This is a genomic window from Paenibacillus intestini, assembly GCF_030803945.1.
In the GTDB taxonomy this organism is placed as follows: Bacteria; Bacillota; Bacilli; order Paenibacillales; family Paenibacillaceae; genus Paenibacillus; species Paenibacillus polysaccharolyticus.
In genome coordinates, this window is sequence record NZ_JAURUN010000001.1 from 780,371 (window position 1) to 795,953 (window position 15,583).

The following is a 15,583-nucleotide window of genomic DNA, read 5'->3' on the forward strand; positions in this document are numbered from 1 at the left end:
AATTTCACCCCATAATATTACAAAATGGTTATAAGTGGTGTCTCAGGTCCTATTTTTTCAGATTGCTCATGTCCAAGGATTTCAAGATAGTCACCACTGTTTGTTACAATGATCGGTGTTGTTGTATCAAAGCCTGCTTTTATAATGGCTTCCATATCGAAATCAATCAGAAGTTGACCGTGTTTCACGATATCTCCCTCCTGAACAACAACATTGAAATGCTGTCCTTTTAATTTAACGGTATCAATGCCGACGTGAATCAGAAGTTCAATGCCTTCTACTGATTTCAAACCGATCGAGTGTTTGGTGCGAAACACGGTTTGCACAGTGCCATCAAATGGAGCTACGACTTGACCTTTGGAAGGTTTAATCGCCATACCTTTCCCCATCGCTTCTTGGGAGAACGCTTCATCGTTCACTGCTTTTAACGGAATTGCCTCGCCCTCAAGCGGGGAGAAAACAACCAAACGCGATTGCAATTTCTCTTTCTTCGGAGCTGGTGAAGTTGTTTCTACTTGAGCGACTTCTCTTGATGAAGCTTGTGCATGATCTTCTGCTCCTGGATCATTAAAACCGATGAAATAAACGGCAATTGGAGTAACAACGATAGAAATAGCCGCTGTAATCAGCGCGTAGGTGAAGTTATTTTCAGCCCCGATAAACATAGGTAACGATGCAAGACCCGGCCCTACTGCTGCATAAGCCTTCAAGTTAACAATACCAGCGAACAGTCCCGCTGAGCCCGCTCCAATCATACAAGCTACCAATGTTCGTTTCAGACGTAAATGTACCCCGTACAAAGCTGGTTCGGTAATACCGAACAATCCGGATATACCTGCTGGCAATGCAACCTGCTTCAATTTCTTGTCTTTTGCCAAGAACCAGACCGCCAGTGCTCCAGCGCCTTGTGCCATGTTAGAAGATAGCATCGCACTATGGATCAATGTTTCATAGCCTGGTGAAACCATGGCTGCGAAAATAACGGGATAAAACACTTTGTGCATGCCGAACATCACGATAAACGGAAGGAATACGGCCAAAATCACAACCGTTAACCAACCGATTTTACCTTGAATCCAGAATAAACCGTCAGACAAACCTACACCCAAATAGTTACCGATGGGTCCCAAAACAGTGAGAGCCAGTGGTGCCATGACAAGTATGACAATTAAAGGTTTCAGGAAGATTTTCACTGGACCAGGGGATACCTTATCCGCAAATTTCTCAACATACGACATGAGCCATACGGTCAGAATGATGGGTAAAACGCTGGACGCATAACTGATATTAGGTACAGGAACACCAGCGATTTCCACGGGTACTTCTCCGCCAAGTAATGTGATCATTTTAGGATGCAGTAAAACCCCCGCCAGTGTAGCTGCAATATATGGATTGGTTTTGAATTTCTGTGCACTTGAGTATGCGAGCAATACAGGCAGGAAGTAAAAAGCTGCATCAGCGATATTAAGCAATAAGGCGTAAATCTGACTTTCTTTAGATAGAATACCGAGCGATGTGCACAATAAAAGCAAAGCTTTAAACATACCCGCCGCTGCGATTGCTGGAATGATCGGCTGGAAAATACCCGTAATCAATCCGGCAAAACTTTCAAACAAACCTTTAAAACTCATATCTCTTTTCTTGTTTGGCTCCGGTTTTTCATCTGTGTTTATCGTGATCATTTGTTTAAGTTCATTATATACATAGCTTACATCATTACCGATAATAACTTGATATTGCCCTCCGCTATATACTGCGCCCATAACTCCGTCCATGGATTTAATTTCTTCGGTCTTTGCTTGATTTGGATCTTTCAGATTCATTCTTAATCGGGTAGAGCAATGGAGAAAATCATTGATATTTTCTTGTCCGCCTACTTTGTCAAGGATAGCCTTAGCGGTTTCTTTATAATTCATGTAAACACCTCACCCTGAAATTGTGCATAAAAAAAGGCCTAAATTGGGCGGGTATAATAAATATACAAACCACCCAATTTAGGCCTTGCCTGCCGAACAGTAACACGCCAAATTGAATCATATATGATGTTGTTTAAAGCAAATATAAACGTTTACATCGATAATGTAGCATGGATTTCGACAAAAAGCAACACTTTATACACAAAGAATCTTATTACATTTATGAATTACCTTAAGATGTAATGGGCATCTTAACCAGATGATAGATGTACGCGACGGGGGTTGTAAACAATGCAACACATCAATGATTGGTTGAAACAGATCGCACACAATTACTTCTTGGTTGTTATCGCAGCTGTGCTCTTTTTTGCGATCAAAGCTGTGATTGGCTGGTATACGTACAGGCACTATGATCAAAAATTAAAAGCACTTACGGATAAAGTGAATCTTCTCCTTGAACAGAAAAAATCGGATTAATTGGCGAGAGTTCGTTTAGATATCACAGTTTAATTTGGAGGGAAAAGATATGCTGGGCAATTGGATCGTTGGTATGGTCATCCCCCTTCTGATAGGTGCTTGGATTTTACGGCGGAACTATAGACTCGTATTGATTTATTTTCCGCTTGGTGTGGCCGTATCTACTTGTATCAATAGTGTTGGGTTTAATTATTTCTGGAATTTATTACCCCACACTCGCAATGAGGCATATGCCGCCCTTCCGATGGATCTTGGTATATATCCAATCACAGGCTGCATCATGATGTATATGATTTTGGTCAAACACACCAGACCTTGGCCGAGTATCTTTGTAACTGCTCTCTTGTTAACATTGATCGAGTGGACTGCAAAGTTGATGGGTCATGTTGAGTATTTTAACGGATGGAATATTTTCTGGACATACTGGTCCTATTTCCTGCCTTTTGTGCTTGCCTATGGTTACAGTAAGTTGATAAAAATCATGATTAGAGACGATATCGTTAAGCGGATCGAACGTTAAAGGCCTCTGGTACAGGCATAGCATGAAGCACAGCAAAAGAGAGCGGGTTACGTTTCTGGGCATATGTGCATATCTTAACTCATCATTGGTATGGAGGGATTGGCATGTACACAACGTATCCTTATTTTTATCGAAAACCATTTACTCCCGTATGGGCAACATCAACAGCTGAAGCACTCGGGCTCATTCAATCGGCGGTTCAAGGCGAACGAAATGATGAAATGTTCTATGACGCTCTCATTCGTATGGCTCCTGATACGTACCAAGCCGCGATTATTACAAGCATTCGCGATGATGAGCGCGGTCACAATCAGATGTTCAGAGAGATGTACAAAGACCTCACAGGTCATGAGATCACAGGTGTAAGCAGTGAATCTCCGGAAAACGTTACATCGTATCTGGGTGGTTTACAAAAGGCATTTCAGGGCGAGCTTGCCGCGGTGGAGAAGTACAGAAGAATATGGTTTGGTCTCCCCTACGGTATTTACAAAGACACGGTATGGGGCATTATCCTCGACGAACAAAAACATGCGGATAAGTATAACAATCTGATTATGTACAATATGCCTAAATGATTGCTAGATAAGATTATTCGGATTGACGCGGGCATGTTAAAAAAGTGAACGAACCTTAAATACTTAACAACATCAAAAAACCAGTAAACATCATCGTTTACTGGTTTTTGCTTTTTCAAGGCCCTTTTTCATTTTTTATTTTTTTTATAAATATTACATGTATTCTTTGACCGCTTCCTGCTCTGGCTCCGGCTCGACGTGAACGTGTACCGTATACACATCATGCTCTTCCAGCAGCTCATTCTCCACATCGGTACAAATATCATGTGCTTGTTGCAGATCCAAATCTCCTCGAACCGTGATGACCACGTCAACTACGGCGTTGCTGCCGTAATTACGTGCTCGTACATCTTTAACCGTCTCTACACCATCAATTCCGGCAATGGTCTCCCGGTATTCTTGAATCAACTCTACATCAAATCCATCGGTAAGATGGTGCGTAGCTTCTCTGAAAATATCCCAGGCCGTTTTGCAGATCAGCAAACCGACGATAATCGCCGTTACAGGGTCAAGCCAAGGAAGGCCGAACTGAGAACCTACGATCCCGACGACGGCACCGATACTCACCCAAGCATCGGAGATGTTATCCCGTGCGGCAGCCATAACAGCCTGACTTTTGATACGTGTGGCCAGTCTTTTATTGTATCGATAGACCAAAACCATAATAATTGCACAGAAAATGCCTGTATACGCAGCAATTAGATCAGGAGATTCGTGCTTGCCCTCGAATACGGAACCAAAGGCTTCGAATAATACTTGCAATCCCACAGCCATCATGATGAATGAGGCCACAAGAGACGCCACTGTTTCTGCCCGCCAGTGCCCATATGTATGATCTTTATCGGCCGGACGCTGGGCGAACCTTAAACCAATCAGTACGGCGATGGACGCGACAATATCCGTTGCGTTATTCAAGCCGTCTGCTTTGAGTGCTTCAGAGCCAGCAATTGTGCCAATCACCAGCTTTATTGCGGTCAAACATATATAAGCGATGATACTGATGATCGCCCCACGTTCCCCGAGTTTTAAGTTATCGTATCTTACTTGATCCACATTTCGTTCCTCCTGCAATATTCAACTGTCGTAACACTTGTATGATGGTATCATTGAACATTTGTGTGGGTCTAGAGAAACGTTTTAAGTGTAAGCAAACATAGTCTGAGTGCCGCAAGAGTTTAATGGGAATCCAAAAAAGTTGCGTAAGGAAAACTTGTACTCCGCCTCATAACGACATAAAAACCTGCCCAACTCTTGGGCAGGTTCGAAAAGTAAATCTTATGATACGGCTCTATAAATCAAAGAAGTAAATCAATTACACTTTTAGTCCAGCAGGCTGAAGATATGAATGCTCTCGACCTTGGCATCCTTAATATGGAATGACATGACATCTACATAGTTCGATGGCTCGTAACGGAAGTCGTCTTCCTCGTCAGGTGCCCCATCTCCTACCAGCTTTCCTTCAGGATAAGCTTTTTTAAGTGTGTCTAGGCTATCCCCTGCTTTAATGTTTCGAACTGTTGTATACTTGGGATCGGTAATTTTGATATCAAAGATCGAGTCTTGTTTTCCTTCAGGTACACTGATCGTTTTAATCTCCATACCAGGATACGTGTATACTTTTTCCGTAAATCCGATTAAATTATCCATATTGGTTCCATCCCCAGCAGTGTACGTATGGGATTTGAAATTGTCTGGTTTGCCCAGCATCTGTTCCATCTGCTCTTCATTCGCTGTATCCGAAATCGCAATGGTGTGCTCATTATGAACAAAAGCAAGCTCCTTCAGCACCACATTGCCTTCTTTCTTCACTGAGCCTTCCTTCACTGCCTCAGAGCCCTGTCCTTCAGTACCTTCGGAATCCGGTTTTTTTGAATCGGATGTTCCTTCACCTTTACTTTGTCCATTCGACGTATTTTGCTCAGCAGAATTCTGTCCGGTTGTTGGTGACTTCGCATCAGTGGACTGACAGCCCGTCAGAGCTACCGTTAGTAAAGCACTTAGCAGGATAAAGCTGGCAGATTTCTTTGTTAATTTCATCATAATCCCTCCATAAATGTGTGATTTGTTCTTATGAAGTCATTATAAAAAAAGCATTTGTTAGTCTTATAACAGAAATGTATCAGTCTTGTAACGGTATTTATTTGGGCTTCGTTTTAGAAATGTGTTTAGGCACGAGGTAACACAATCGTAATTGTCGTACCTTGTCCTAACTCACTTTCGATGTCGATATATCCATTAAAACGCTCGACGATCTCTTTGCAAATGGACAAACCGAGACCTGAACCATTCGCTGTGCTTGCATTTTTCGCCCGGTAAAAGCGCTCCTGCACTCGCTCTAGTTCATCACCCGCGATGCCTATGCCTTGGTCACTTATCTTTACAACGACCTCGCTTGACGTATGTTCCATCTCCACATTAATTTGCGAATGACTGCCTGAATATTTGATAGCGTTATCCAACAGGTTGGCGATTGCATGGGACATGAGCATTGGATTGACGCTCGCATAGACTTTTGTCAGACCTTCATCCATCGGGTCTTCCTCTACTTGTTTAACTGTGATCCTGATCTCTTTATCCTTAGCTTTGGCTTCCATATTTCTGGCGACTTGCTGGATCAGTGCGTTCATTTCCGTCTTTTCGACCTCCAGCTCGCTTGAACCTGCCTTGTCAAATCGGGATAACAACAACAGTTCATTAATCAAACGGGTGAGCCGATCCGATTCCTGCAACAGATGAGCATAGATTTTTTGTAACTCTTCGTTCTCATTCTCTCCTTCGTACAAGTATTGAGAGAAACCACGAATGGCTGCCAGAGGTGTTTTTAATTCGTGAGATACGTTCGAGACAAATTGTTTCTGGTATTGAATGTAATTATGAAGCTGCTGTCCCATGGAGTCGAGTCCATCCGCGAGCATCCCCAGCTCATCCTTGCGGTTCAGATGAACTCGCTTAAATTCCTGTCTGGAGAAACTTTGCGCGGCACCAAGGAGCACCTTAATCGGTTTGGTTGTATTTCGTGCAATCCACAGACTGGCTAACGTAATCAGCACAATGAATCCGCCCGCGCCTGCAAACAGCACATAACGGATTTGATCCATGATTGCATAAAAGTACGAAATGTCCTCTACGAACTCGTACACATAAGCATTTTCGTAAAATTGATTCTGAATGGGAGTCGCAAAATAAAGCAGATGATCATCCGTTACAGTGTAGGCATAGCTACCGCTCAGAGCTTTTTCAATATTTTTCTCGAAAATATGTGGTTTGCCATCATTAATGATGATGCCATCTACAGCCAAGCCCAGTAGCTGCTTGGAGCTGTCATAGATACGCACTTCTTTGCCTGAAGCCTTCAGCTTCTCCAGTGCAAGTCTGACGATTTCCTTCGTCTGCGGCTCCCCTGATGATGATCGATGCTGTGCCAGCACTTCACGGAAGGACAGCTCGGAGAGATCTGCCTTCTCCATCATCTGTTTTTCAATAGTAATGAAGCTGTAGTAATCAATGGCTTTATTAACGGCAAAGATGATGATGCCAAAGGACAACACAGAGAAAAATAAATAGTTCAGCAGTAACCGGGTTGCGTACTTCAGGCCTCGCCACCTCCAAGTTGATAACCGAATCCATAGATCGTTCTGACATATTTCGGTTCGTCCGCGTTATCCTCCAGTTTCTTCCGTAGTCGCATGATGGTCATATCCACACTACGACTATCTCCCATAAAATCATATCCCCATCCGATCTGTAAGAGCTCATCCCGAGTATAGATTTTGTCAGGCCTTTTAAGTAAAGTTTCCAGAATTTTAAACTCTTTGGCCGTCAAAGAGACGGGAACATCGTTTTTCAGCACTCTTCGGCTTTCCATATCAAAAGTCAGCTCTTCATGGATGATACGTGTCGACGGCACTTCCGCCCCTTCACTTGTCTCCACCTTGCTCTCGTTTCTTCTCAAAACTACCTTGATGCGAGCGAGCAATTCCCGATTGTCAAACGGTTTGGTCATGTAATCTTCCGCGCCAAGTTCTAATCCAAGCACCTTATCTATAATCTCATTTTTGGCAGAGAGCATAATAACAGGAACAGCACGTTTCCCGGTAATCTCCTTGCATAAGTCATATCCCGAGCAATCGGGCAGCATCAAATCAAGCACTACCAGGTCTGGTTGAAAAGAGTCCAGCAATTGCAGCCCGGTTTTGCCATCTTCTGCGGTTTTTACATCATAGTTCTCTCTTCTAAGCACTAGCTCAATTAAATCCCGAATGGCGACTTCATCGTCAATGACAAGTATTTTATTCAATGGACTGTACACCCCTTCTATCCTTGTTCCCCAGCTTAAATCATAAGTACCCTCATCTTAGCACAGAGCATTTGCAGTACTCCACCAATATAAGATGAGGTATATTCCACTGAACCCAACATGACTTGTAATAAACCCGAAGAAAGGAGAACAAACCATGGATCTGCTCTGGGTACTTATTGTTGGTGGACTTATTGGCTGGTTAAGTGGCAACTTGATTGGGCGGGACGTACCGGGCGGTGTAATTGGGAACATTGTTGCGGGTTTTATCGGTTCCTGGTTAGGAACCGAATTGCTTGGACCAAGGGGACCGGTGATTGGCGGGTTTCATATCATTCCGGCGATCGTTGGCTCAATCATTGCCCTGCTCCTCTTTTTTGCTCTGGCACGCAGCGGAGCCTTCCGTAGACGTTAACCAAGAAGTGGAAAACACTCCCGTTGTTCAATAGAAAATCATAAAAAGACCGACAGCATTCATCGTTTGCAGATGAAAACTTCGGTCTTTTTTATTTTATCTATGGTTTTATTGATTTCATCCATTCTTCCAATGCCTGAACAACCTGCTTAAGCTGTTCCTGTTCTGTGATCTTAGGTGCGTTGTCTCCCTTCTGCATTCCGTAGGAGCCAAATTGACCATGGTTGCCGCCTTCAATGCTTACATATGCCGTGTTATTCGGAAGATTGGATTTGGCTTTTTCCCACGATTCCCAGTTCAGAACACCATCATTGCTTCCCGTAATTTGCAGTGCGGATAAGTTCGTTCCGTCCAGTCTTCCGCCATCATCCGCATAAGAAGCTAGGTAAAAGACACCTTTGATCTGAGCTGTGTGCGCTGCAGCATATCTTGAAGCGAATACACCTCCTAGGGAGTGTCCACCAATAACAAAGCTTTCACCCGCATGTTCAGCGAGAAACGAATCCGCCCGGTTTTCCCCGAACATCGCCAAGTTCAGCGGCATCTTCGTAATATACACACGATGTCCTTGCTCCGCTATTGCTCGTGCCATAGGCGCATAACTTGCCGGCTCCACTAGACCTCCGGGATAGAACACAAAATTAGGCTGTGTGATGTCCTGCCCTTTAGGTTCAAATTGATAACCGTTCTTCACTTCACTAACAACGACCCGATCATCACTTTTCATTGCCACTTCCGCTTGTTCCGAAGGGCTGTATGTGACAGATGCCAGGTACGCAAACACCCCTGCTACCAGGGCAATAATAATTACACTAATCCATATCGTTATTTTCTTCCATCTGCTCTTACGCACGGTTGTTTTTGCCATAACTTCGTTGCCCACCTTTAAACGTATCATTTTTAATTACAGAACTAATTATATTTACTGGTAAGTAAAATTACAAGCTTCTTTGCTTATATTTATGATTTGACATAAAATATTGTGGAAGGAGTGTGTACGAATCTATGCCAGAGCAAGTACCTAAACGTTTGCGCGGAAGACCCAAGCAGACGGACAATGACATTTCCATGCAACAAACTATTATCTATACGGCATCTACCCTATTTAAAGAATTTGGCTACGAGATGGTTACCCTTCAGCAGATTGGGAAGAAATGCGGCGTATCCAAACCAACCATATATTATCATTTCGCGGGCAAAGCGGATCTATTCGTGGCAGCCATGACAACGATGTTGCAGAACGTTAGAAAAATTACGGCGCATATGCTGGATGAGGCGGAACATTTACGAGACGGATTAATCCGATTAGCGGAAGCTCGTCTTGCTAATCCGCATGGTGAGATTGAAATGATGATGCGTGAAGCGGAGCGTTTATTGGAGCAAGAACAGATTCATGCGATACGTGAAGCGGAGCATCAGATTCATGACGTACTAGCCTCGCATTTTAAAAAAGCCATGGATGAGAAAATCTTTCGTGAAGAAGATCCGCTTTTCTTGGCTGAGGCTTTTTCGACTCTAATGTTGATGGGGAACCGGGTGCATGATCAGCAAAAATATGAGTCTCATCATGTCATGGCGGAGAAAATTGTACGTGTTTTTCTTAAAGGAGTAACGACTTCTTAGTCCATTAATTAATTAATTAATTAATTAATTAATTGGCTGATTTGATCTGATGATCAATTCTATAATTCCACTTGTCTATTCATGCTTTATTCATGCCCAAAAGCTCGGTTGTTCGTTCTAAAGCGAACAACCGAGCTTTTGGACGCGTTAATTTTCCCCGCGCAAACCATCTGTAATCTGAATTCGTTCAAGACGTCTAAGCGGCCAGTAGGAGGCTAAGAGGGTGGCAGCGATAGCACCCAAGCTGCTAATGAGAATGTTGCCCCATGGCATAATCCATTCGATCTGCACCGCATTCCTCATCAGATAGGACACACCATAGCTCAAACCTGTACCTAGAAGACTTCCGTACACAGCTGCAAATACGCCATAGAACACACCCTCAAGCAAAACCATCTTACGAATTTCCTTTTGCGTCATACCAATCGCTTTTAATACGGCGAACTCCTTCGTCCGCAGAATAAGATTCGTACTTACCGTATTCAAAATATTCAGAAACGCAATGGCTGCAATGACTCCTATAAAACCGTACAGGAATATATTTAGCGTCAGCGCATCGTTACGGGCTTGTTTCATCTCCTCTACCCGATCGCGATAGTTATACCCTGCATCCTGCTGAACAAGGCTCTTGAAATAACCCACAATTGCCCCGTTATCTGTCTCAGGACTCGCTTGAATGAATATTCTGTCATAAGCATTATCGGCCGTGATGTTTTCAATCACCTTCGGTGTCGTTATCATTTCAATAACAGCACTTTCGGTGTATTTACCAGAGAGAGGAGCTTGATCTGCGGTACCGACAACAGTAACGGTTTTGTATGCCTGCTTGTCACCCATTGACCGAACCTTAATTTTATCCCCTACCTTGAAACGGGTTTGATCAATGATCATGTTAGTTCCTTTTTCGGTGATCATGCTGATTTTCTGGATAACAATGACACCATTTTCATCATTCATTTGGCTTGCATCAATGCTTCCGGAGGTGAGTTTGGGACGAAGTTCCTGAAGTCCGTTTATACCGTAAGATGTCAGAAAGTTGTTACCCATCCGATACCCGTTTTCCTGTTCAACCGTGTACATTTCTTTCTGCTGCTGGTAGTAATCCGGATTTATTTTCTCTTTCGGAATGATCGCTTGAAGCTGGTGGTTGTAGAACGGATACGCCTCTTTAACTCCATCAAGTGTAACCAGCTTATTATACACCGAATTAGGGATACGTTTATTCATCCCTTGATAGTCCAAGGAGTAAGAGTAATCGATGCCTGATTCAGAGGTTGTTCCTAGAAGGTTCACCAAGCCGCCAAACACAATATACATAACAATGCTGATAATCATCGAAAAAGCCGTAATGCGGAATCTCTTTCGGTTCCGCCGAATATTTCGGCTGGCAAACCGACCTTCAAACCCTAGCCATTTGCTACCTGCAAAAGATAAGCGCTTGAAATCCCCCTGCTCTACCGCCGTGCTGCCTGAGGTTTTCAGTGCTTCAAGCGGTGAAACGTTGGAGGCCAGTTTGGCTGGACCCAGCGCTGACACATAGACAACAATCAGTCCTAAACCTGCTGCCGCAAGTAGAACAGGCAATGAAATAATCATGTGCATATCGTTCAAGAAGCCTAATGTCAGCATGCTAATGTTATAGAATAAAACTTTCATTAGAACTGTTCCTGTAAATAAACCGATTGGAATGGCAATTAGACTAAGCACAGTCGCTTCCTTGAATACGATCCTGCGAATCTGGGCTGGTGTTGCACCGATACAGCGCAGCATGCCAAACTGAGAAATGCGTTCAAGCACTGAAATATGAAATGTATTGTAAATCACTGCGCTTGTGCATCCCATGATGATAAGTACGATAGCTGCAAATGCATACATTGAGCTTTGGTTGACGTTAGCATAGGTGCTTTTGCCAAACAGTTTGAGCAATTCATTGTTATATTCAATGCGTATATCCTTTAACACATTTTCCCGGTTCAGCTCCTGAGCAGAGCCTTGATCGACATTCCCTAAACCCAACGAAGACAGAATGGCTTCGCTCTTCTCCTTTATATTGTCCATTGATTTCATGGTCGCATAGATAAAAAAATTCTGAGAAGGATCGATTTTTTGATGATCATCATACGTAACCGCTGAATAGATAAAAGTGGATGACCACGTTACATTTTTGGCAGTTTTCATCACCCCGACAACGGTATATTGCTGTTTCATACGCGGTTTGAATTTCTCATCCAGATTCCACCCATAATCACCAATGGAGTTCACACTCTTCACCTTTCCGGTGGAAGCTTCGAGCCGATCTCCCAGGTACAGCGTAATCTTATCTCCAATTGCTGGTTTCGAAGCAAACGTATTCATGCTCCAGGATGACAGGATGATTTCATCAGGTTTTTGCGGCAGGCGTCCACTCTCCAACTGAACTTGAAGCTTGGACATGGCTTGCGCGTCGTATCCTTTTATATTCAAATAACGATACGGTGCAGCAAACGGATTTTCCTTTTGCTCCTTTTCACCCGTGGGGCTTATGATTGCATAACCAATACGATGAATGACTCCTGCACTGCCTATGGCGGCCTGATTCACAATACGAGGTACGTCTTTGCCTGAAACTCCATTGAACGATACCTCATAATCTCCATAATCCCGAATCGTCTGACGCACCAGTTTGTCCTGATAACTCATCGCAAGTGTGCCGACAGCGGTAAGAAGTGTTACCGATAGAATGATGCCCACAATGGTGAGAATGGATCTTTTTTTCTGGCCAAGTAAATACTTCTCCGTGAGCCCTGTGTACTTACGCATCGCTCTCGCCCCCAGATTGCTGATCGAAAAGGACCCCGTCTTTAATATTTACAATCCGATCCGCTCTCCGGGCTACATTGGAATCATGCGTAATCATAATCAAGGTTTGATTGTATTTTCGAACCGAATAGGTGAGCAAATCTACAATTTCTTTACTGTTTTTGCTATCGAGATTGCCCGTGGGTTCGTCAGCTAGTATGATCGAAGGTTTGTTAATCAAGGCTCGTCCAATGGCTGTACGCTGTTGCTGTCCACCTGATAGCTGGTTAGGGAGATGATGCTTTCTGTCTTTTAGACCAAGTACGTTCATTAGTTCGTCTGCATAGTCTTCGTCGGCTTGACGATGGTCGAGCAGCATAGGCAGTTTAATATTTTCTTCTGCGCTTAGAACCGGAATCAGGTTATACGCCTGGAAAATGAATCCGATCTTTCGTCTTCTGAAAATGGCTAAATCCGTTTCGTTCAGAGAATACAGATCTGTCCCATCAATATTAACTTGTCCACTGGTTGGGCGGTCCACACCTCCAAGCAGATGCAGTAAAGAACTTTTCCCCGAACCGCTGGCACCAACAATAGCGACAAATTCACCCTGTTGAACGGTTAAGTTAATATTTTTCAGTGCGTCGACTCTGGCGTCATTACTTCCATATGTTTTACATAATTCTTGTGTTTTTAAAATTTCCAAAGCAAGTGCCTCCTTCATGAGCTGTGAACAATTGTTGTGTTTATATGGATTATTATAGGCTCGGAAGCTTACGTTAAAGTGAAGAGGAAGCTTACGTTATTGTAAGCTTCCTCTCAATACACTGTTTTCATGAAAGTAATTCGGAATTCAGCTCCCTCTCCAGGCTCGCTTGATACCGAAATCGTTCCACCCAAACCTTCAATAATGGACTTGGTCAAGGACAGACCTACCCCGGTACTGTGAGGTTTGGCATTACTTCTACCCAGGTAAAATCGTGTGAATACATGGGGGATCTGCTCTGGCGGAATCCCTTCTCCTTCATCCCGGATGATAATCGAGTGAAATAACCCCTCGTCTTCCATCGTAATGTACACTTTTCCTGATACCGGAGAGTGCTCCAGCGCGTTTTTCGTCAGATTAATAATCGCCTCAGTTAACCATTCTTCATCTGCATGCAGCAACATGCCCTCGCCGCCTTGAACGATGATTGTCTGTTTCTTCTGCTCCGCCAAGGGTTGCAAGGTCTGCACCGTTGATTCAATGATGTCTTTGGGTTTAATGTTTTGCAGTTGAAAAACGATAGCTCCCGCTTCCACTCGTGCCAGCTTCAACAAGCTGATAATCAGCCATTCCATGCGTTCAATCTGCTGCCTGCTTCGTTCCAGAAAAGTGGTACGGACCTTTTCTTTCATATGTGGGTCATGCAACATATTTTCATTGAATACAAGCAGTGATGCGAGCGGTGTTCTGAGTTGATGTGATATATCGGTCAGCAGATGGCTGAGAAATGTTTTCTCCTGCTTCAGCTGATCTACGCTATGACTTAGTCTGCCTGCCATCATGTTAAAGCTATGGCCAAGAGCGCTGAAGTCTCCTTCTGCATTCTCAGGCAATGAGGTATAGAATTGACCTTCCACTACCTGCTCCGCTGCATGTGTAACACGGCGTATTCTCGAAAATAGCTTACGGTACTCCCAATATAAAAGCAGCAATACCGGGATACCGCACAGAAAAAAGATCAACGCTGTATTCCCAGGTAATGCTGTTCCCGATAGGGCAGGCTGATCCTGAATATTCATATGATTTGTATATCCATATTGAGATAATATTTGTTTACCTAGCTTAAGATCCTGCGGGTCTGTCCCTTGAGTGATCGTATGAATGAGCTGATCTTCGAGCTGTGGTTGCTTACTTAACACTTGTCCGACAAAGGCCGCATGCTGGTTCACAACCGATTCATTAATGCTTTGTGTTTGTAGGTTCATCACAACATAAATGATTGCAGTCAAACCTATTTGAACAAGGATGAACTTGGTGAACACAGATTTCCACTCCGGATTACGGATGACTTCAACCATCAGCGGTATGCTCCTGTCGTTTCAGCGTTCCATTTGTATCCAACCCCACGAATCGTAACAATATACTTAGGCGCGGCTGGCGTTTCCTCCACTTTTTCCCTTAATCTACGTATATGTACGGACAATGTATTATCATCAATGAACTCACCAGAGACATCCCATAACTTCTCAAGGATCGATGTTCTGCTGCATATTTGTTTGGGATGGGACATTAACATGAGAAGCAGCCGGAACTCCAGCGTTGTCAGCGGAACTTCATTTTTGTTTTTGAAAACAACACCTTCCAGCACGCGAACTTCAAATTCGTCGGATTTCCATATGTTCGAATGTTGTTCAGGGCGGGAATGACGCCGTAAAACAGCTTTGATTCTGGAAAGCAGCTCCTTGGTACGAATCGGCTTGGTCATATAATCGTCAGCTCCCAGATCAAGTCCCGCGACCACATTCATCTCTTCATCCAGCGCGGTGAGAAAAATGATCGGTACCTCTGAGTCCACACGAATTTGCTTGCATAATTCATATCCCGTTCCATCAGGCAAATTAATATCGAGCAAAATAAGTTCTATCTCGTTCTGCACAAGAGCATCGCGAGCTTCCTTCAAGGTTCCGGCATGAGTGACCTCATATCCTTCATTGGTTAACGTATATACTATTCCAAATACAAAATTTTCATCATCTTCAACAAGCAAAATGCGATTCATTGCAGCACCCCCTATTCTAGCGTTACCTCTTAAATGCAAGTGTATGTGCTTCATCATTCTACTAAATGTAACATTTGAAATACAAGCGGAGGCTCGTTTGCCGTTTGTTGTGTGAACAGGTTCTGATGCTGACGTAAAAAACAAAAAAAGACAACCAATATGTATCGGCTGCCTTTGACGAAAAATGATAAAACGGTCATATCGTACAAAAAGTGCA

At 43.5% G+C, this 15,583-nt stretch carries 15 protein-coding genes; 5 read left to right on the forward strand and 10 right to left on the reverse strand.

The features are described 5' to 3' along the window. Positions 1 to 17: 17 nt before the first annotated feature. On the reverse strand, positions 18 to 1,916 hold the full coding sequence (locus J2T16_RS03350; protein ID WP_308721798.1) for a beta-glucoside-specific PTS transporter subunit IIABC: 1,899 nt from the start codon (positions 1,914 to 1,916) through the stop codon (positions 18 to 20). A 291-nt stretch (positions 1,917 to 2,207) separates the two neighbouring features. On the opposite strand from J2T16_RS03350, the gene J2T16_RS03355 reads away from it, so the two are divergent. From J2T16_RS03355 to J2T16_RS03365, 3 genes are all read left to right on the forward strand, one after another. After that, positions 2,208 to 2,393 carry a hypothetical protein gene (locus J2T16_RS03355; protein ID WP_154888945.1) on the forward strand — a complete coding sequence of 62 codons (186 nt, stop codon included), beginning with the start codon at positions 2,208 to 2,210 and terminating at the stop codon, positions 2,391 to 2,393. 49 nt (positions 2,394 to 2,442) lie between these two features. Further along, positions 2,443 to 2,913, forward strand: a complete 471-nt coding sequence (locus J2T16_RS03360) for a hypothetical protein (RefSeq protein ID WP_308721799.1) — start codon at positions 2,443 to 2,445, stop codon at positions 2,911 to 2,913. Positions 2,914 to 3,017: 104 nt separating this feature from the next. Continuing rightward, positions 3,018 to 3,488: a ferritin family protein gene (locus J2T16_RS03365; protein WP_154888949.1), complete on the forward strand. Its 471-nt coding sequence runs from the start codon at positions 3,018 to 3,020 to the stop codon at positions 3,486 to 3,488. A 153-nt stretch (positions 3,489 to 3,641) separates the two neighbouring features. On the opposite strand, the gene J2T16_RS03370 is transcribed toward J2T16_RS03365, so the two are convergent. The 4 genes from J2T16_RS03370 to J2T16_RS03385 form a co-directional block, all read right to left on the reverse strand. Next, the gene (locus J2T16_RS03370; protein ID WP_154888951.1) at positions 3,642 to 4,541 is read right to left on the reverse strand and encodes a cation diffusion facilitator family transporter; all 900 of its coding nucleotides are present in this window, start codon (positions 4,539 to 4,541) and stop codon (positions 3,642 to 3,644) included. Between the two features lie 267 nt (positions 4,542 to 4,808). Then, positions 4,809 to 5,525 (reverse strand): hypothetical protein, encoded by a 717-nt coding sequence (locus J2T16_RS03375; protein ID WP_154889530.1) that lies wholly within the window; start codon positions 5,523 to 5,525, stop codon positions 4,809 to 4,811. 128 nt (positions 5,526 to 5,653) lie between these two features. Beyond that, positions 5,654 to 7,036 (reverse strand): sensor histidine kinase, encoded by a 1,383-nt coding sequence (locus J2T16_RS03380; protein ID WP_499017772.1) that lies wholly within the window; start codon positions 7,034 to 7,036, stop codon positions 5,654 to 5,656. A gap of 41 nt (positions 7,037 to 7,077) precedes the next feature. Further along, a complete protein-coding gene (locus tag J2T16_RS03385) occupies positions 7,078 to 7,785 on the reverse strand; it encodes a response regulator transcription factor (protein ID WP_154888955.1) in 708 nt (235 codons plus the stop codon). A 157-nt stretch (positions 7,786 to 7,942) separates the two neighbouring features. Here J2T16_RS03385 and J2T16_RS03390 point away from each other — a divergent pair, with 157 nt between their 5' ends. Then, positions 7,943 to 8,200, forward strand: coding sequence for a GlsB/YeaQ/YmgE family stress response membrane protein (locus tag J2T16_RS03390; protein WP_221788038.1), 258 nt, complete (start codon positions 7,943 to 7,945; stop codon positions 8,198 to 8,200). A gap of 100 nt (positions 8,201 to 8,300) precedes the next feature. Here the strand turns inward: J2T16_RS03390 and J2T16_RS03395 are convergent, their stop codons facing one another. Further along, positions 8,301 to 9,068 carry an alpha/beta hydrolase gene (locus J2T16_RS03395; protein WP_221788036.1) on the reverse strand — a complete coding sequence of 256 codons (768 nt, stop codon included), beginning with the start codon at positions 9,066 to 9,068 and terminating at the stop codon, positions 8,301 to 8,303. 137 nt (positions 9,069 to 9,205) lie between these two features. Between J2T16_RS03395 and J2T16_RS03400 the strand changes: the two genes are divergently transcribed. Then, a complete protein-coding gene (locus tag J2T16_RS03400) occupies positions 9,206 to 9,823 on the forward strand; it encodes a TetR/AcrR family transcriptional regulator (RefSeq protein ID WP_221788034.1) in 618 nt (205 codons plus the stop codon). Positions 9,824 to 9,970: 147 nt separating this feature from the next. Here the strand turns inward: J2T16_RS03400 and J2T16_RS03405 are convergent, their stop codons facing one another. The 4 genes from J2T16_RS03405 to J2T16_RS03420 form a co-directional block, all read right to left on the reverse strand. Further along, entirely contained in the window at positions 9,971 to 12,622 is a 2,652-nt protein-coding gene (locus tag J2T16_RS03405) for an FtsX-like permease family protein (protein ID WP_499017773.1), read from the reverse strand. Next, entirely contained in the window at positions 12,615 to 13,307 is a 693-nt protein-coding gene (locus J2T16_RS03410) for an ABC transporter ATP-binding protein (RefSeq protein ID WP_499017774.1), read from the reverse strand. Before J2T16_RS03410 ends, J2T16_RS03405 begins: the two co-directional genes overlap by 8 nt. 113 nt (positions 13,308 to 13,420) lie before the next feature. Beyond that, entirely contained in the window at positions 13,421 to 14,665 is a 1,245-nt protein-coding gene (locus tag J2T16_RS03415; protein ID WP_499017775.1) for a HAMP domain-containing sensor histidine kinase, read from the reverse strand. Continuing rightward, positions 14,665 to 15,366 carry a response regulator transcription factor gene (locus J2T16_RS03420; protein ID WP_499017776.1) on the reverse strand — a complete coding sequence of 234 codons (702 nt, stop codon included), beginning with the start codon at positions 15,364 to 15,366 and terminating at the stop codon, positions 14,665 to 14,667. The genes J2T16_RS03415 and J2T16_RS03420 overlap by 1 nt, the downstream gene beginning before the upstream one ends. Positions 15,367 to 15,583: the final 217 nt, after the last annotated feature.